The 19,537-nt window shown below is 48.9% G+C and carries 17 protein-coding genes; 15 read left to right on the forward strand and 2 right to left on the reverse strand.

Annotated elements, in window-relative coordinates; all coding sequences use genetic code 11:
- Positions 1-103 precede the first annotated feature (103 nt).
- The 5 genes from HGH90_RS08630 (at position 104) to HGH90_RS08650 (ending at position 4,701) form a co-directional block, all read left to right on the forward strand.
- A complete protein-coding gene (locus tag HGH90_RS08630) occupies positions 104-922 on the forward strand; it encodes a helix-turn-helix domain-containing protein (RefSeq protein WP_168764392.1) in 819 nt (272 codons plus the stop codon).
- Between the two features lie 40 nt (positions 923-962).
- Entirely contained in the window at positions 963-2,525 is a 1,563-nt protein-coding gene (locus HGH90_RS08635) for an FAD-dependent monooxygenase (protein WP_169190878.1), read from the forward strand.
- Positions 2,526-2,637: 112 nt separating this feature from the next.
- Positions 2,638-3,540 carry a helix-turn-helix domain-containing protein gene (locus tag HGH90_RS08640; RefSeq protein ID WP_169190879.1) on the forward strand — a complete coding sequence of 301 codons (903 nt, stop codon included), beginning with the start codon at positions 2,638-2,640 and terminating at the stop codon, positions 3,538-3,540.
- A gap of 86 nt (positions 3,541-3,626) precedes the next feature.
- Entirely contained in the window at positions 3,627-4,403 is a 777-nt protein-coding gene (locus tag HGH90_RS08645; RefSeq protein ID WP_168764389.1) for an alpha/beta fold hydrolase, read from the forward strand.
- Between the two features lie 10 nt (positions 4,404-4,413).
- On the forward strand, positions 4,414-4,701 hold the full coding sequence (locus tag HGH90_RS08650; RefSeq protein WP_168764388.1) for a DUF1905 domain-containing protein: 288 nt from the start codon (positions 4,414-4,416) through the stop codon (positions 4,699-4,701).
- 69 nt (positions 4,702-4,770) lie between these two features.
- On the opposite strand, the gene HGH90_RS08655 is transcribed toward HGH90_RS08650, so the two are convergent.
- Positions 4,771-5,220 (reverse strand): SRPBCC family protein, encoded by a 450-nt coding sequence (locus tag HGH90_RS08655; protein WP_168764387.1) that lies wholly within the window; start codon positions 5,218-5,220, stop codon positions 4,771-4,773.
- 198 nt (positions 5,221-5,418) lie between these two features.
- Positions 5,419-5,595, reverse strand: a complete 177-nt coding sequence (locus HGH90_RS08660; RefSeq protein ID WP_169190880.1) for a hypothetical protein — start codon at positions 5,593-5,595, stop codon at positions 5,419-5,421.
- A 179-nt stretch (positions 5,596-5,774) separates the two neighbouring features.
- Between HGH90_RS08660 and HGH90_RS08665 the strand changes: the two genes are divergently transcribed.
- From HGH90_RS08665 to HGH90_RS08710, 10 genes are all read left to right on the forward strand, one after another.
- Positions 5,775-7,079, forward strand: a complete 1,305-nt coding sequence (locus tag HGH90_RS08665) for a hypothetical protein (protein WP_169190881.1) — start codon at positions 5,775-5,777, stop codon at positions 7,077-7,079.
- A gap of 280 nt (positions 7,080-7,359) precedes the next feature.
- Complete coding sequence (locus HGH90_RS08670; protein ID WP_168764384.1) at positions 7,360-7,824, forward strand: hypothetical protein; 465 nt, start codon at positions 7,360-7,362, stop codon at positions 7,822-7,824.
- Between the two features lie 146 nt (positions 7,825-7,970).
- Positions 7,971-8,546: a sigma-70 family RNA polymerase sigma factor gene (locus HGH90_RS08675; RefSeq protein WP_168764383.1), complete on the forward strand. Its 576-nt coding sequence runs from the start codon at positions 7,971-7,973 to the stop codon at positions 8,544-8,546.
- Between the two features lie 66 nt (positions 8,547-8,612).
- Complete coding sequence (locus HGH90_RS08680) at positions 8,613-9,584, forward strand: FecR family protein (protein ID WP_168764382.1); 972 nt, start codon at positions 8,613-8,615, stop codon at positions 9,582-9,584.
- 27 nt (positions 9,585-9,611) lie between these two features.
- Positions 9,612-13,082, forward strand: coding sequence for a carboxypeptidase-like regulatory domain-containing protein (locus HGH90_RS08685; RefSeq protein WP_211172600.1), 3,471 nt, complete (start codon positions 9,612-9,614; stop codon positions 13,080-13,082).
- A gap of 18 nt (positions 13,083-13,100) precedes the next feature.
- On the forward strand, positions 13,101-14,777 hold the full coding sequence (locus tag HGH90_RS08690) for a DUF4397 domain-containing protein (protein ID WP_169190882.1): 1,677 nt from the start codon (positions 13,101-13,103) through the stop codon (positions 14,775-14,777).
- A gap of 20 nt (positions 14,778-14,797) precedes the next feature.
- Positions 14,798-16,114: a hypothetical protein gene (locus HGH90_RS08695; protein ID WP_169190883.1), complete on the forward strand. Its 1,317-nt coding sequence runs from the start codon at positions 14,798-14,800 to the stop codon at positions 16,112-16,114.
- Positions 16,115-16,156: 42 nt separating this feature from the next.
- On the forward strand, positions 16,157-17,287 hold the full coding sequence (locus HGH90_RS08700; RefSeq protein WP_169190884.1) for a fasciclin domain-containing protein: 1,131 nt from the start codon (positions 16,157-16,159) through the stop codon (positions 17,285-17,287).
- A 20-nt stretch (positions 17,288-17,307) separates the two neighbouring features.
- Positions 17,308-18,537: a fasciclin domain-containing protein gene (locus tag HGH90_RS08705; RefSeq protein WP_169190885.1), complete on the forward strand. Its 1,230-nt coding sequence runs from the start codon at positions 17,308-17,310 to the stop codon at positions 18,535-18,537.
- 12 nt (positions 18,538-18,549) lie between these two features.
- Positions 18,550-19,533: a fasciclin domain-containing protein gene (locus HGH90_RS08710; RefSeq protein ID WP_169190886.1), complete on the forward strand. Its 984-nt coding sequence runs from the start codon at positions 18,550-18,552 to the stop codon at positions 19,531-19,533.
- Positions 19,534-19,537 lie beyond the last annotated feature (4 nt).

Below are 19,537 nucleotides of genomic sequence, written 5' to 3' on the forward strand. Positions count from 1 at the left end.
CGGGGGGATTTGCGCCAATATGGAGGTGGATTACGACTATTGGCAATATGATGGCGCCCCACCGTTTTTTGTATCTTTGGACAACATTGTTTAACGAGAAAGTATGTACCACCAGGAATTCCCCCCACCCGAACAACTATCAGACGCTATTAAATGCTTCTGGTATAACCGCGACGACTTCGGCCCGCAACCCACCAGTTTCGAGGTCGTGCCTGATGGCTACGCAGAAATCATTTTTCATTTCGGAGGCGACTGCAGCGTTATGCACGACGGCAACCTGCAACCGTTGCCTTCACCGTTTATGGTGGGACTGCTCAATCAGCCGGTTCAATTTTATGCGAAAAACTGCCTGGAAATTATTGCGGTCCGCTGTTTTCCATGGACAGTATTTGATTTGCTCGGCCTGCCTTCCGGTAAATACGGACTACATGTGTTTGAGCATCCTGTTGCCAGGCTACAATCGTCGCTGAGTGCGTATATCCGTGCAGGTAAGATCGTGGATGCGATTGCCCTGGTGAAACAGTATTTCCTGGAGGCGCGGTCGCATATCGCGGTAGACAGTATGTTGTATAAAGCGGGGGTGGCCATGAGCAAGGCCAAGGGTACACTGCCGGTAAGCCAGGTCGCCTCGGCAGCGCATGCCACGGTACGCACGCTGGAACGGAAGTTTAAACAATCTTCAGGCTATACAATAAAAGACGTATCCGGCCTGATGCGCTTTGAGCAGGTACGAAACCACCTATGGCATTACCCCGAATCGAATATTGCCGCGTTGGCAGCGGAGATGGGCTATACAGACCAATCGCACCTGAGCCGCGAGTTTAAACGCTACAGCGGCGTTACGCCTGCCGCATTTGCGCGGAAGGCCAGGAAAAGGAAGCTGGAGGTGAGCGACGATTTTGTCGCGTTTATACAATCCTGATAGGTAAGCTTTCCGGAATTTTGTGTTTCAATCATGCTATATGAACACAACACTTGAAAACCGGGAATCCGCGCCACCTGTTAACTACGATGTCATCATTTCCGGTGGCGGCCCTGTAGGACTATTCCTGGCCTGTGAACTGGCCCTGGCAAAATGCTCCGTACTGATATTGGAAAAGTCAGAAGATCCGCATTCCCCATTAAAACAATTTCCTTTTGGTATACGTGGCCTCTCGGCGCCTACTATTGAAGCCCTTTACCGTCGTGGGTTGCTGGAAGAACTTGAACTCCATAAACGGGTGAAAAATCCACATGCCATGCCGGCTGTTACGCAAGGCCCACCGCCGCCGCGCCAGGCGGGGCATTTTGCAGGCATCTCGTTTTACGAAAATAATATTGATACAGCTCAATGGCAGCATGTGCTGCCTGGCTCACCAGGCACACATCTATTGACAGAAATGCGGGAGCTGGAAACTGTATTGACCCGCCGTGTACTTGCGCTGGGCGTGGAAATCAGGCGTGGCCAGGCGGTTACCGGCTTTCGGCAAACTGCCGGTGGCGTAACTGTTCAGGCAGGCGATCAATCCTTCCGCAGCAAATGGCTGGTGGGCTGCGATGGTAGCCGCAGTGTGGTACGCAAGGCCGGCGGCTTTGATTTTGCTGGTACAGAGCCTGAATTTACGGGCTATTCTGTCCAGGTTGATATGGCCGATCCGGAGAAGCTCCGCCCCGGCCGCAATCTCACGCCTACCGGCTTATACCTGCAATCACAGCCAGGCTATTTTGGCATACAGGATTTTGACGGAGGCACATTCCATCAATCGGGCCAGCCAATTACGCTAGCGCATGTGCAGTCGGTGCTGCGCCGTATTTCAGGCACTGATGTTACACTCACCGCTCTGCATATGGCTACCACCTGGACCGACCGGGCACGGCAGGCCACTGCCTATCGCAATGGCCGTGTGTTGCTGGCCGGCGATGCCGCGCATATTCATTCGCCTTTAGGTGGGCAGGGGCTTAACCTGGGCCTTGGCGATGCTATGAACCTGGGTTGGAAGCTCGCGGCCGCCATCCAGGGACGCGCGCCGGAAGGCTTGTTGGATACTTATTATACCGAACGGCATCCTATTGGCGCCCAGGTACTGGAGTGGTCGAGAGCCCAGGTGGCCATTATGAAGCCGGAACGGGGAGCACGCGCCATGTATGCCATCATGCAGGACCTGGTCAATACCCGCGACGGTGCCACCTACATCGCCGGCAGGATATGGGGCGTTTTCACGCATTACCCGATGGAGGGCCACCCACTGGCCGGACACAGCGTTCCTGACTTCGCATTTGAAGACGGCGCCCGCATGGGCGCATTCATGCGCGATGGCCAATGGATACTGCTCGATTTTGATGAAAATGCCGCACTCAAAACATGGGCGCAGGATGAAGGAATCAGGTATATCACCGGGCCAGCAGAAGACCGGTTAGGCATCAGCGCCGCGTTGATACGTCCTGATGGCATAATGGTATGGGTGGCCGACAGTACTCAGGATATGAGCGGCCTCCGGCTGGCTGCAGCATACTGGTTGGCAGGAACTGAATTATTAGCCCAATAAGTAATCATCATATCTCTCTCCTCCCACCTTCTTTATATTTTTCTTATCTTCAGATAGTCCGGCAGACAACTATTTGCCGGCCTATCTTTCATTAGAAAAACATCCAGCAATAATGGCCCATTCCAAAGGTGTGATTCCTTTTTATGATGATATCAATGAATTCTTTGCCAGTACACCATTTCCCGATCGAACAAATGATCCCAACCTGTTTTGTTTCCGGGTAAACAAAGGTGAGGACGTTAAAAAATTCTACAAGCCACCCTTCAGAAGATCATTTTATTTTATGGCGCTGCTGGATGGAGTTGGCCAATCAAAAATCGTGTACGATAATATGAACGAGATGCGCATGAATAGCACCCTTGTTTTTCAGGCGCCAGGACTGCTGTCCAGCTTTTATCGTACAGAATATGCTTATGGATACCTGATGTATTTCAAGCTGCCCTGCTTTTCCTTTTTTAGACCTGATTTCGAAAAGCAATTTCCCTTTTTTGATGTACAGAAGACCCATTTCTTTGAATTGACGCAAGAGAAATATCGGGAGTTTGCCCTGTCGTTCGAAGATATTTATGCAGCCTACGAAAAATCGGACGATAAACAACATACTGTAGCCAGCCTGAAGATACTGGCCACCTTATACCAGTTAAAGAATTTTGTACAACTTACCCAGCAGCAGGAGCGGCTCACCCAGCCGGAATCTATTTTACTAAAACAGTTCCTGCAGCTTGTTAGCGACAACTATATAGAAAAACGTACCGTGAATGAATATGCGGAAATGCTTTCTATTACACCCAAGTATCTTTCCGAGTATATAAAAAATACCACCGGCAACAATGCCCTGCTCCTTATTCACCAGCGGATCATTGCGGAAGCAAAGTCACTGGTGCTGTATACTAACCTGGATATCTCTGAAATCTGCTATCAGCTTAACTTCTCCGATCCCGCTAATTTTAATAAGTTCTTTAAGAAACATGTAGGCGCTACGCCCCTGGAGTTCAGGAACCAGTATAACAGGTAAATATACCATTCAAGCCGGCTTTTGAACAAAGCCACCCCCAGTTGCCCGGCTATCTTTGTGTTGCATTACATCAAAAACAAATCACGATGAAAACAACACTATCTAAAGATGGAACAAAGCTGGCCTATAATGTAACAGGCAAAGGCCCGGCCCTGATCTTAATTACCGGGGCTACCTGTTACCGGGAATTTAAACCTGTGTTATATGACGCATCGGTTTTTTCGGAAGAATTTACAGTATACAACTATGATCGCCGCGGACGGGGCGATAGTGGTAACACCCTGCCATATGCCGTGGACCGTGAGATAGAAGATATTGAAGCGATGATCGATGCAGCCGGCGGCCGGGCTTACCTGTATGGACACTCTTCCGGCGCTATCCTGGCGCTAAAAGCAGCAATGACCCTGGGCAATAAGGTGGATAAACTGGTCATGTATGACGCTGCCTATTCGCACGACCCTGTCTACCTGGAAGAGTTTAAAACGCTTAGCGAAGGGCTGTATCAACTCCTGGAAGAGGGTAAAAACGAGGAAGCTATCACGGGATTCCTGGAAGGCATAGGTATTCCCCGGGAAGCATTTGACAGCCTGTATCCCGACTGGCAAATCATGACTGATCTGGCGCCTACGCTTGCTTATGATACCACCCTGGCCAGCCATTTACCGCCGGTACAGGAGGCCGCCGCGCTTACCACACCCACGCAAATCATCGTGGGAGAAAAGAGCCCGGAGTCTATTCAGTCCGTGGCCCTGCAATTGAATACAGCCATTCCCGGCGCCGCCTATACGATGTTGAAAGGCCAGGATCATATGCCGGCGGCAGAGGTGGTGCTGTCAGTCTTAACCGGTTTTCTGAAATCTTAAAAGGAATGTTATGGCACAAAAACTAAACATCAGGATTCATGCAAAGCTGCAAACGGGGCCAGGTCAGGGTGCATGGACTTATATCGTCTGGGATGGGGTTGGAAATACTTTTGGCACCAGGCGCTCCGTAAAAGTTCGTGGCAGGATAGATGGTCACCCCTTCGAAAATTCCTTCCTGCCGGTCAACGATGGTACGCACCTGATGGGAGTGAATGCGAAACTTCGCAAAACCTTAGGTAAAATAGCAGGGGATGAAGTAAGTGTAGAGATCTTTGAAAGAGTTGTACCCACTAAATAGTAACCTGGTTAAAGCCGCTTAAATTGCCCGCTTTACGCGGCTTTAACCGGGTTAGTATATTATATGGGATCAGGCATCTGGTATTTCTGGTTCTACCAGTTTGGTAAGCTTTTCCAGGGATTCCTGCCAGCCCAGGTAGCACATTTCTACAGGTATCACAGCGGGGATACCTTCTTGGGTAATCTTTATTTCTGTACCAGCGATCGTTTTCCGGAGTGATACGGATGTGATCATTTCTCCCGGAAGATTAGGATCATCAAATTTATCAGAATACTTCAAAAACTCATTAGGTTTGAGCTCCAGGTAATTGCCGCCGAATGAATGGCCATTACCGGTAGAAAAGTTGTGGAACGACATCTTAAAAGTACCACCCACTTTCACATCCATTTCATGAACGGTACAAAGGAAGCCGTAAGGAGGTAACCAGGAAGCAATCGCAAGGGCATCCGTAAATGCGCGGTAAACTTTTTCCGGAGAGGCTTTCAGCATTCTGTGTAATGAAACAGTATTGTTTGACATATCATATTCTTTTGGTTCCTACTCATCTGGCTTTTCGGTTCCGCCCGTTTTTTGAAATGGTGGCTGCTCCATTTATCAGGTATGCTAGCTAACTTTTGATAGCACAAAGATGAAAGGAAAATGGGATTTGTAAGGAGGGGGTATGCGACAAATTAAAGGGTTAATTGCGACTATCCTAATGATGAGAAAGGCCGGAAATTATAATTGCCCTAGCAATGCTTTTGCCCGTTTATGCTCCGGATTGGCTTTGATCCCTTTCTCCAGGTAGCGCCCTGCATTCGATTTATCATACAGGAGAAGATCGTCTTTGCCTACACAATATCCAACTTTGATACACAAGCGAAGAAGAACAGATAGGTATATTTTCTTTGACATGCGAAAGAGGCGATTTATACCGGTCATAAATTGCAGCTTAAATATTTTAGATGGCCGGTAAGTTTATTGTTCCTCATCTTATCTACTGAAAAACCAGTAGATTTGATTCCCGTTAACCCGGTATATGCCGTACTTACAAAATCACCTATTTTTGTGTTGTCAGATAAAAGATCACAACTATGCTTTTTCATTTTCGTAAACCCATCCTGCTAGCCGCGGCTTCTCTGCTCTTTACCGCTATCGCCGCACCTGCTCAGGCACAGGATAAATTTGATAGTAAACTGCTGAAGAATGGAAAGTATACCCTTGCCTGTTATTCCGTTAACGGCAGCGATGCATCGGTCATCGGTACTTTTACTATTGATATCAATACGGCCGGCGATAAGCTGACCTTAACCACCAACACCGCACTGGCAGGGCTGGAAGAATGGAAAGATACCGCCATCTCTAACCTGAACAACTTTAAGCCCGTTTACCGTGCCTCTCACAGCACCCTGAAAGATATGGTGCTGCACTTCGGGAACGATGTTACCGGGTATTATGTAGATAAGAAAACGAAGGCAAAAACCCAGATCAAGGAGCCGGGCAACCAGTACTTCATCGACAGCTATACGTATCCCTTCCTCTTATCACTGTTGCCGCTGACTTCCGGCTACAGCACCGATTTGCCCGTGTATGAATACAAACCGGAAAATAAAGAGAACCTGAAAAAGGCCGTGGTGGAAGAAGTGAAAAACAGCAGCTGGGTGAGCAAATACACCGGCAAACATGATGTGTGGGAAGTGACCGTAGTGGAGCCGGCTACCGACGAAAGATCTGTTTCCTACATCGATAAACAAACCCGGCGCCTGTGGCAGGTAGATATGTGGTCTAACGGTCAGCAAATCAGGATGGTGGACACGGAAACAGATTTCAACTCTGTGAAAGCACCTTTCGATAAAGATCTTACCATGAAAATGGTAAAAGGGGGTAACTCCATTATTTCCGGGCAGGTATTTGCCCGCGATTTTAATGATAATGGTACGGTATGGTCCAAGATGCAGGTGATGAACATCCAGGCCAAACAGGTGGCGCCCCGCGGCACCCAGGTGATCCTCATTCCTTACAACGATTATTTCAAGGAATGGGTCAAGGTAAATGAATCCCAACGCAAAAAGGGCCGGGAAGGTATTGCCCTGCTGGATGAAGCGGCACAATGTATCAAAAGCACCCGTGTGTATGACGATGAAGGGCACTTCGAATTTGTAAACCTCATGCCCGGTGAATACCTGCTATATACCGAATTTGGTTACGATCATAGCTATAGCCAAACAGAAGTGACTGGTTATACCGATCACTATATCAATGGCATGTTCCAGGGAACCTCCGCCAATACGGTGAACAGGAACTATAGCACGGGTACCAGCGCGGTGGTGAAGAAGGTGGTGACGGTGAATAAGCCCGGAGAAAAAGTGGAGGTGAAGCTGAAGAAAACGCGCGCTTAGGCAAATGAAACCGCATAAAGGAAAGGTAATGCCCCCAAAAAGCATATAGCTTTTTGGGGGCATTGCATTTAAAGGAGGCGGTTTTGTCTTAGTGGTTAATAGGTTTTGAAGAAAGATTAACAAATCATTATCCCACCATATAACAGGTACGCCTGATTGAATTTCACATTATATTTACCTGCATAGTGGTAGCATATCCCGAACCGTTCGTGCCGATGCCCGGAAAACCTTGTAAGTGAACACCTGTCATTTGATTACCTGAATATAAAACCCAAACCACATGCAAAACACCGTAAAAATCCTTTCCCTGTGCGTCGTACTGTTCGCCTCTTTTAATTTACAGGCACAATCCAGCGCTGGAAATCGTTCCACAACATCTACACTGGATGATAGTGAAGCTAAAGAAAAAGCCCGGGGATACGTATTTGTTGCCGCCAAAAAAGATGACCAACCGAACGATCCTTACAGAAGCCAGGTATTTACCGCTACCACCGGTGGAACCGCCACCCTGACCCTGAACATCCCACTGTGGCACAGCGTAAAGCAACCATATGTGACTTTTGAAAACCTGACAAAAGGGACTTACCAGCGCTTTACTACCTGGCCCGGTGAAGCCACTTACAGAACTACTACGGTCACTTTACAGGCAGGCGATCAATACCGCTTAACCGCCAGCATTCAGCCTAACCCCAGCGATCCTAATGATGATACCGATGAGGATGTGCTGGCTACTTTAAGCTGGTGAAAAATAATTTAATGCAATGGCGTGATGCTCATCTATAGGAGGGTATCACGCCCCATCAATACCACTGCTCCCACTTAATAAATTGATAACATACCCGGGCTACACCTGTTACCGCAACTATTTTACTTTTGCCGTACTATCAGCCCATGGAATCTTCAGTATCACACGATTTATTTAAGGACATTTACCTGACCTATTGGGATACCCTTTTCGGGATCGCCAATAAGAAGATAGGCTATGCCCCCGATGCGATGGACATTGTGCAGGATACCTTTACTTATGTATGGCAGCAGTTTCCTACACTGCAACTGGATACGCCCACTGCGAAACCTTTTTTAATCACCTGTTTGTACTACCGGATATTCAATTTTTTACGGTCCCGGGGATTGAATGAAAAACACCTGCTCCATTTCAGGACCTACCTGGAAAATGAGGAAAGCCTTGATTCGCATTTTAATGTTGGGGAGATGGAAGCAGAACTGGAGGCCATTAATATCGCAATCATGGCCGAACTCGACCGGATGCCGGAACGCATGAAACAGATATTTGTCATGAGCCGCTATGAAAATAAATCGATCGAAGAAATTGCCCACTTATATGCTGTTGCACCCAAGACGGTTAAAAATCAGCTGAGCGATGCCATGCGCCGCCTGAAAGATTTTGCCGGCTCTTATCCCGCTACTGCTTTACTACCTGTTATCCTGCTGTTCCTGGAGGATTAAATCTGGTAACAATTCCTTAACCCAAACTACCCGGGACTTTTTCAATGTTGTGCTCTAACTATATGTATGGCGCAAGATCAACAAATACCAGGAGATATACTCGACCGCGTTTTTAAAGGAACGGCCAGCGATACCGAGCAAGAACTAGTTCGGCGCTGGATGATAGCGATGGATATCTCCGACACTACGATGTCGGCAGAAAGATTGCAGGCCGCAAAGCAGGAGATGCTGTACCGCGTAATGGCCACGCCGCCAGCTGCGGTGCCTCCTCCACCCGTTAAAAAGACGGTAAAATTATTGACCATCTGGAAAGTGGCGGCAGCAGCAGTGGTATTCGCCTTTTTGTCCTGGTTTTTATTAACCAATACCCGTAAAGGCCGCAAGGAACCAGTGTATGTCACTATCGCCGCTACCGGGAAGGATGCCAAACATATACAGCTCCCCGATGGATCGGCCGTATGGCTGAATGCCCGCTCCAAACTGGAATATATCGCTGATGAGTTTAACAAAGTGCACCGCCAGGTGCGCCTTACGGGTGAAGGGTATTTTGAAATTACCAAAGATGATACGCGCCCTTTTATTGTCATCTCAGAAAATATAGCTACCCAGGTATTGGGTACCAGTTTTAATATAGAAACATACCCGGGTGAAGCAGAAATCAGGGTAGCCCTGGTAGATGGCGCCGTAGCAGTGAAAGATATGCATACCAACCATTACACGCTGTTGCATCCCAATGAAATGTTACGCTACTCGAAAGGAAATAAGAAATGGGGCGTGGTATCCTTCTCTTCCAACATGATACGTAATTGGCTGAACGGCCACCTGATATTTGAAGAATTGCCCCTGGCAGATGTGCTCGACCGCTTCGCCTACAAATATGGCATTACCCTGCAGTACGATAAGGAGCTCGTAAAACATAAAAGAGTAACCGGTGATTTCAGTCCCGATAAATGGCAAACAGTATTGGATAATATCCTTTTCATACACAAACTGAAGTATACCACTAAAAACGGAATTGTATATATAAACAAGCGGTAACTACACCCTTATTCAACTAGTTTAAAAATGGATCATAAGATTAGAAAGAAACCGGCACAGCGCCGGTTCCTTAAGGCTATGCTATTGACTATATTGTTCCTGCCGCAGGTATATACCTGCCAGGCACAATGGGGCGGCCTTAAACAAAAAGTGGATCTCCGGGTGGAACATACCACTGCCCTCGTGATCATCACTTCTCTGGGGCAACAGTCGGGATGCTCATTCTACTATACCGCGGCAGAACTGGGAAGAATAAAAATAAATACTTTCCAGTCCAAAGGCCCTCTCGGTACGGCCTTGCAGCAGCTCAAGGCTATGGCGCCATTGGATTTCCGGGTGTCGGGAAACAACATTTCCGTACAGGTAACCACGGCGCCAGCACCGGTGAATGGCGATACCATGGCGTTGTATCTCTTTAAAGGACATATTACAGATGCCCATAACCACAAGCCGGTACCCTATGTGGAAATATATGCACAGGAAAGCCATGTGTCCGCCACCACAGATGGCAACGGCGATTTCACGCTACAGGGAAAAGCGGCGCACGACCTGCTCATATTTTCCCGCGCGGGCTACGCCAGCCAGGTGATCACCGCCAACACCCACACGGCCATGGACCTGAAGATGATGCCGGATAACCGCACTTTATCCGGTGTTACCGTATCCTCCCGCCGCCGGATGAACAGCGAAGTAGCATTGCTCAATGAAAGACAACATGCCGCTACGGTATCGGATGGTATCTCTGCAGAAAATATTGAGAAAACAGCCAGCATCACCACCACGCAGGCCCTGCAGCGGGTGTCCGGCGTTACCGTAACTGACGATAAATATGTGGCGGTACGCGGACTCGGCGACCGTAGCGTAATCGGCCAACTGAATGGCATACGCCTGGCCTCCTCAGACCCCGACAGGAGCACCATTCCACTCGACCTGGTACCCGCCAACCTGCTGGATAATATCGTGGTATACAAAACGATGACGCCCGACAAACCCGCAGATGCTTCCGGTGGTATAGTGGAACTGAAAACATTGTCGATTCCTACAAAACAAACACTGAGCTTTACCGCGCAAACGGGACTCAATGCTAACGTAGGACTAGGAGGTAAGGTGAACAGCTTCTATAACAGTGATATGGGTTTTTGGGGTAATAAAATTAAGGAACATGACTTGCAACCCGCGTTCATGGACCTGAATAAGCAATACCCTGGCGGGTTGTCTCAGATTCAGCAACTGGCGGCCGCTGCAAAAAATGATCCGGCATTACTCACCGAAATCGATCGTATCAATGGTATCATGCATCACTTTGACCCGGTGCTGACCACCCGCTATAAAAGAGCGCCGCTAAATGGTATCTATAACATTACCTATGGCAATTCTTTTTCCGTTTTTAAACAACATAAGCTGGGATTGATTCTCAGCGGCAGCTACTATAACCGCACCACCGATGTGGCAGACGGAACATTGAACCAGTACAGTATTTACCAGGGCGTAATGACCGGTAACCCGGTGATTGATGAATCCCGCAACATACCGGCCTATATCACACCCAATACGCCCAACCTGGGAAAGTATGTAGGATATAAAGAAAACACCGGCACACAAACACTCAGCTACGGTTTACTCGGTGGACTGGCCTATCGATTTAATCCCAACCATGAAATCAGTTTTCAGTACATGGGCAGCCGCGGAGGAGAAACGCAGGCCACCAGTCTTAGTGGACAGTATGCGTATGTAACGGGGCTTAACGGACCTGTTTACAGCAACATCTATTCGCTGAAACAAACGTATCGCACCTTCAATACCTATAATCTTCAGGGAGAGCATAAATTCGGCGATGGCAAATATGCGCCTCGCCTGAGTTATAACGGCGCTTCGTCGAAGTCAACGCAAGATGACCCCGACTACCGTTTCATCAACCTCGCTGATTACCGGCCTGCAGGCGGCGGATATTACCAGTCGCCTGTTCCGGATGTTAACGGCACCAGTTACATCGGCGTCACCGATTATTATGCACAGGTATCCGGCTATGTAAACGGCTTCGGCCCCTATGGTAAGATACAGGCAGACCCTAACGGGCGCCGCTTCCGCGGGATGACAGAAACTAACTACAATTACAAGGCCGATGTAAGTCTGCCATTCGGCATCCGTGGGTTGGACCAGGTGTTTAAAGTAGGGGTGAACTACCTGTACCGCGAGCGGGATTTCAGTGAAAATGTATTATCCCTGCCCGGATCTAACTTTTCTACACTGAAGCAATATCCCATGTACCAGGTATATGGTAACCTGGACCGGTTGGTTGGATATGACCAGGTAGGCATCCATCTCCCTACTGCCACCTCACCGGAGGGAACACCGCTGGCGAGTGGCTTTTTATATAACATCAGGAAATCACCTAATAACTACACCGGCTTTTATGAAACGAATGCCTTTTATGGCATGCTGGACCTGTACCTGATGAAGAACCTGCGTTTAGCCGGTGGCGTGCGTTTTGAGAAAACGAATATCCAAAGCAAGATAGATACAGCCGGTGTTTATATCGATCCATCGCTTTCTGAAGGTGGGATCAACCTAGTGTATACTGACCCGGTATCCAAATATATTTCAGGTTACAAACCCTATTATTCTGCTAACCTCACTTACTCCCTGCATGATGTTATGAATTTCCGCCTGGCCTATGGTACATCACTCGCGCGCCCGGAGATACGGGAGTTGACAAATGTTTTTGAATTCGATCCTTTCCAGCAGGCATTGGTAGTGGGTAATCCTCACCTGGTGAACCAGCAGACAAAAAGCTACGATTTCCGTTGGGAATGGTTTCCTAACAAGGGAGAAGTGCTGGCCGCCTCATTTTTTGCGAAGGAAATCAATAGCCAGCTGGAGAAAGTTTTTATACAGAACTCTGATGGCGTTAAAGCGACCTATCCTGAATTTCCCACCATTGCTTACCAGAATAACCCCAATACCGGTCATGTGTGGGGCATAGAGCTGGAAGTAGTAAAGAACCTGGGATTGCTCTGGCGCCCGCTGCAACATTTCTTCCTGGGCTCTAACCTGATGATAGCCTCCAGCAATGTGGACAAGAACAATGAGCGCCTGGATGCTGCAAGGATCATTGATCGCCAGTCGCCCGAAAAAAGCCCGTTGTTTGAACAGGCCCCTTATTCAGTGAATGGCTTCCTGAACTATGCCAACGAGCAATGGGGGACTGATTTCACCGCCACATTCAACATGGTGGGAGAGCGGCTGATACAGGTGAATATGGACGGCGCACCTGACCTCTACAGCCGGCCTACGCCGGTGCTGGACCTGGTGTTTAGCCAGAAGCTGGCAAAGCGGCTGGTGATAAAAGGATTCGCCAAAAACCTGCTGAACAGTGCCTTTGAAGAAGTGTACAGCAATCCTGGTACGGGTGGTAAATATTATGGAACAAAGTACGTCAGGAGAAGTTATCGCCGCGGTACGGAGTACATGTTGGGTCTTACTTATAATCTCTTCTGAAAAAATTACCAGTAACATATGAACATTACAATTACAAAAACTTTTTATCATACCCTGTTGGCTGGTGTATTGCTATTGACGGCAGCGTGCAGCAAAAGCAAGGAAGATGTGCGCACCGGCAATGAACCGGATTACAGTAATTCTGCAAAGTCGTCGGTGAGACTGGTCACCTTCAATACGTGGGATGTTATGGTGAATGGTAGGAAGGTCACCAATTGGATCTTTACGCCAGACAACATGCCGGTACTACCGTATCCCACGCCATATTTCCCGGTAACGGGTAAGCTGAAAGACAGCTGGTACCTGCCTCAGCAATTCCTGGATAGTAAAGGAGAAGCCACGATAAAAATCGGGAGTCCCGGTGGCCCTTCACAGCCCGATTACCTGGCAGACTCCTTTACAGTAAAAGATGATTACTACCAACCTTCAGACTATTACCTGTATACCAGCGCCGTGGATCACCTGGGGGTCTATAGCACCACCCGTGTGCCACGTACCACGGCTATCCCTGCCGATCCTACGCATATACGTATCCGCCTGGTGAATCTTTGCGCGGCAGCCGGTAATGGCAGTGATAACGGGCTTACACTGGCCCTGGCAAATGGTACGCCGGTGAGTGGCGTTACCTCGCATATTGCCAATCATACCTGGTCTGACTATGTTGAACTGCCCTTTGGTACTTATCAGTTCAAGGTATTGATCGATGGTACAGAGCAACAAATACCCGGCAGGCCGCCTACACTCCTTGGCACCGTTTCGCCCGACAACTATTCCCTGAATGGTACACAGGTGTATTACAGCCCGGTACAGACATTTCAGCCCGGCGGCGTATACACGGTAGTAGTGGCGCGTATGTCGGGAGTATACCGGTATGGTGAGTATCCATTATTCCCCAATACATTTTCCATCATCGCGGATATAGATCCCCCGGTGAATATCGCGTATGGACGTATACAGGTGGTAAATGCGGCGGTGGAAGGAGAGAAAGGGATACATATCAGGGTAGACGGCCGGGATGCCCCCGCAATAGCCTATGGAAAAGCGGGCGATTACATAACGCTGGTGACAGGGCAACATACTATCAGCATCACCGATGCCTCCGGCAAGTCGCTCGCAGAAAAGACGATAGACCTGAAAGGCGGGGATAATGTTACGGTATGGGCTTATCCTGCAGCCGGTGACGGAATGGGAATTACCGTAGTGGCCAACAATATGGGAGGTACGCGGATCATCGGCTCTAATGCCGACGGTTCGGATGCGTTGAACAATCTATACAACCCGCTTAAGTTTAAAATGCTGGTGCAAACCAGGTTCCTTAACCTTTGTCCCGAGCTGCCGGAAATAACCTTCACAGGTATAAACGGGGTACTGTTTAAAGAAGATAGATTTTCTGCTGCTGTGGCAGCGCAACATTTAGTGCCGGGACAGGCATCTGCCGCGCCGTATCCTTATGTAGACCTGGGACCTATTACCGGCGGGTCTGTGCAGGTATACCGTTCGCAACCGGGTACACTACCCGGCGACCGGATTACCAGTGTGCCTGCATTAACGCCAGCAGATTTTGTAAAGATGCCGGCCACCTTTTACCCTGATGGGAATTACGGTAGTGAGCCGGGCGTGTATACGGTAGCGTTAGTGGGGCATAATACCGCAGGGCAGCATCCGCGCCTGATCGTGATAAAACATAACCAGTAAAAAAGACAAGCAATTATACGATGACACATTTCTTTAGCATGATACGCAACCGCTGGGGCCTGATCCTGTTATGTTACTGGCTGCTCCTCGTGGCGGGTAGCTGCCGGAAAACCACTTACAACGTTATTCCGGAAGCGGCCTACCTGCGGGTGTTCAATAGCCTCAATTACGATGTGAATGTAACCACTAAAGATCAGCCGCCGCCTTTCCTGGCTATGATCATCGACCCGGAGTATGACGGCGCCGGGTTGATCACCGGCGGAAAAATAATCGGCGATCACCTGGATCAGCGCAGCGCCTATGCGGGGCCATATCCTGGTAACGCAGGTAATACCTCCTTCAGGAATACAGAATATCCCGGTAGTAAAAAAGTATTGGTAGGTCCGATTATCAACGGCATTAATTTGTCCGGCTGGGCGCAGATCCCCTCCGGGAAACACCGCGTGGTATTCTATAGTCGTCCTATCAGTGAACAACCTTTTTTCGACCTGCTCGAACGCGATCGTAAAAGCCTGCTGGTAGATAGTACCATTGATTTTAAACCGGGAGAGATTTATACCATGGAGGTGTTGCAGAAAACCGTAGCTACGCAGTATCCATTGCCCATCACCTTATACCTGCGGCAGGAACAGTTTGCCAAAATGCCTTTCTCTGATTCTATGTTGTACGTGAACTGTTATAACCTGAGCGCTGAAGGCTATGCAGCCGCTCACCCTGAAACGTCCACTAGCGGGTTACAATCTTATTATAACGCCACTAATAAGTCCGTAGCGTTTGGCGATACGCTGAATCTTTTTTACTCGCTGTATCAAAACGATTGTCCGTATCCCTATGTAGATGGCGCACCGGTTAGCCCCGACCTGATACCGGGTTACAACAATATCTGGCTGGGTACAGTGGTGCGTTCGCATGTGGCTGGTGTGGCGCCTTATTACAGTATGCCTATGTTTGGCGCTACCGACACCACCGGCGGTATTCTCAGCAGGCAATGGGAATTGCTGATCCTGTTGAAACCTGGTATGTTCCCCTTGCCCGGCCCGGTGGCAGTGAGCGCAGACGGGGGAATGGCAGGCGCCAATCCTGCGTTTGGCGCCATTGGCTGCAGCAATGGCAGCAACGATGGAAAAGGTACTACCTCAGCGCGAGCCAGGAGAAGTATTCCCAGGATATCGAATACTACTTACCTGGCCAGCTGCTGGTTGCCCAACCTGATCCGGTATACGCCTTCCGGCAATTATGACCAACGCTCTTTCGCTACCATCAGTACCATAGAAATTATCAATAACCAGGTGTATATGATGAGCGTGCAGCGTGCTTATCCACCGCCTGCCAAATGATCCGGTATACTTCTATGGTTCAACTAAAATAACTCTGTGCAAATGACTAAACGTATATATAATTCCTGGCTCCTCATCGCATTGCTGACAGCGGTTGCCTGTAAAAAACCAGATTTTGAGGCGCAGCAACAGGCCATGGCAGCGAGCACCGTGAGCGACTACCTGAAAAACAACTTCGACTTTTCTCTCTTCGCAGCGGCGATAGGTAAGGCTGGGTTAATGGATACCTTGAATCAGACTACCGCCGCTTTTACAGTGATAGCGCCTACCAACAGCGCATTGAATAAGGACGGTATTTATAACGCCAGTGATTTTGACAAATGGCCGGCCGACAGTCTCCGCTACTTTGTTAAAACACATATACTGCCCATTAAACTGTTTTACAATACCATCCCACTGTCGTCCGACAACCGGTATGATAACCTGAACAATACCCGCTTGTATATTTCCCGTGCGACCGACGCACAGGTGGGGTTGACAGTTAATGGTGTGAACGTACAAAAGCAACCTTCCCTGGGTACTGCATCGCAAGCCAGCTATAGCATCACACAATTGAACGGCGTAGTATATGCATTGCCCAATACGGTAAAAGTGCTGCCAGGTACCGTGCAGGCGTTCCTGTTAGCCAGGCCTTATTTTTCTCACCTGGTAGCGGGGCTGAAGAAATTCGGCTACTGGGACCAGCTGGCCACCGATGGGCCATTCACCCTCTATGCTCCCATGGATTCCTGCTTCGAACGTCAAGGGATTACGCTGGATAGTATCAGCCGTATGGATGCTGCGCATTACGATCCGGTGGTGTTTGGAGGGTATTTCCTGCGGCCTAATCACCTGTTTGTGTTGGATGTGAAGCAACTCCCACCACCTAGTGGGGTTATTTACCTGGCTTTTCAATGCCCCGATGTCAAATACAAACTGATTATGCTGCAACAGCCTTTTGGCTCTGGCGTGGGCATCGTAACAGCTGCATCCACCTCCATGCCCGAACTGGCGCCTGTAGGCCCTAATGCCAGCAAGCCTTATGGCGAACAAGGAACACTTTTCCTGGGTGAAACCAGTAACACCATTTTCATGACAAGCTTAAATGGCATTTACACCAACTACACTTGTACAAATGGAGTCGTGCATTTGCTATCCGACCTGCTGGTAATGCCGGATAAAGTGAGCAGGTAAATCATAAACTACTACAACAGATGATATTTTTTATGAAGCAATATCGCTTATCTGTTCTCTGTATACTACTGCTGGCATTTGCGGCCGCCTGCAGTAAAACAGAAGAACCGCCGAAGCCCGTGGGGGATAAAATACCATATAACAATACCACTACTAAGACCCTGATAGCACTGCTGGATAGTATTCCCGAGGCCTCTGTTTACCGCGCTGCATTGGGCAGAACGGAAGTACAACAATACATGGATAGCCTGGCAGCAGGTAACAGCAAGGCTTACTATACGCTGTTTATTCCTACCAACAAGGCCTGGGCAGCAGCCGGTTATACGATGAATAATATCAACAGGGTGCCGGTAGCCGAACTGGATACCATCATCCGCTACCTGGCCGTGCAGGGCGGCCTGCCGGCCGACGCTACCGACCTGTTTGGCGAAACAACCTGTTATCCTTTAATGTATCCGGACCGCGACATCACCCGGTCACAGGTGCCTTCTCCTTTTCAACTCTGGAGTGGCGTGTATTATTACTACCGGCTCATTGTGGGTATGACGAAAGGTACTTTACGGTTGAATGGTTTACAGGTCGGGCATACACCTGCCATCCCTGCCACCAACGGCGCTATTTTTATGATCGACACGCTGATCACCAAACCGTTTTACGAAAGCTACCAGGTATTGAATGCCGATACCAGCTTTAGCTTTTATATGGCGGCGTTGAAGAAAAGCAATGACCTATACCTGGAGAAAGGTTTGCTGGCGCCAGAAGTGGTGCAATATAACGACACTATCTCGCTTGTACTGAAAGTAGGAGGATTTGCACCTGGCGCCGACCCCTTCTCCATCACCTTTGCACCGGATAATAACGCCTTCCGGAAAGCCGGATTTAATTCTGTTGCAGCAATCAATCAGTACATTGATCAGTCGGCGTTGGTAACCGCAGACCCTTATACGCCTATGCTTACCAACCTGGATTCCATTTTGGCGCACCATCGGATATTAAGCGTGTATGGCAATGTTAATGAAAACTATGGATACCTGTATAGCATCGACCTGCTGAATCATTTCTATAACGTAAACCTCAGCAATGCGCCTATAACAGGTGCTTTACAGGTGCAATCCGGCGGCGGGAAGATTACGCTGCACCGCCAAGATGCACCATCGGGGCGGGGCGCAACAATCATCCCTGGCTCAGACATCACCACGCTCACGGGCGTAATACACCGTGTAGATAACCTGCTTTTACCTACACCCTAAAAGAAAGTATGTATGAAATATAACCGAAATTTTTTGTGGAGATGGCTGCTGGCGGGAACCCCGTTACTCACCGCCTGCTCAAGAGATAAAGTACAACCGGAAAATGTGTATGCAAAGAATGGCATTGCCGCCGTGGTGAATAGCAACTTCAGTCTCTCTTTATTTAAATATGCCCTGGTAGCTACTGCCTACAATGATACACTGCGTATGCCCGGTCCCTATACCTTACTGGGCCCTTCTAATGATGCATTGATAGCTGCCGGCCTGCCCACCGGCGCCGCGATGATGCGGGCGGTCGACTCTATAAAAGGATTGATACCGTATCATGTGATACGTGGTAATGTTCGGCTGGATTCACTACCCCTGGCCTTTAACCAGGCGTTCACAACGCTCACTGGGCAGCCGGTATATGTAACCCATTGGATCAACGCCCGGGATACTGCCGTAGTGGTGAACGGCGTTCGTGTGAGCACCCGTGATAAGTCTGCCACCAACGGCTTCGTGAATGTATGCGACGGCTTGCTGAGTCCCATTACCTACAGCAATGTACAACAGGCCATTTCCGGCGATCCTGCGCTTTCACTTTTCAACGCCGCCATTATTCAAAGCGGTTTGGCAGCCACGTACCAGTCGGGCGGCCCCTATACGGTGTTTGCGCCGGTAAACGACGCCTTCCTGGCCATCGGCATCCCTACTACCGACAGTATCTATCACATGGACCCGGTTAAGTTGCAGGCCATGGTGAAAGCGCACATTACCAAAGGGAGAAATTTTGTGTACGATTATATCCTGAAGGCCGATGTAACTACCAACAGTTACACCGAGCAAATGCTCGATGGCACTACCACCAACATTACCCTGGTGAGTGACGCAGCACAGCCTGGCCGTTTTGCCGGTATCAACATACAGGGTGCGGCAATGGCCACGCTTTCCCGGAAAAATGTCATCGCAGGAAATGGCGTGCTACACAACATCTCCAGCATACTTACCCAATAAATGA

This window comes from Chitinophaga sp. Ak27 (genome assembly GCF_012726295.1).
Classification (GTDB): Bacteria; Bacteroidota; Bacteroidia; order Chitinophagales; family Chitinophagaceae; genus Chitinophaga.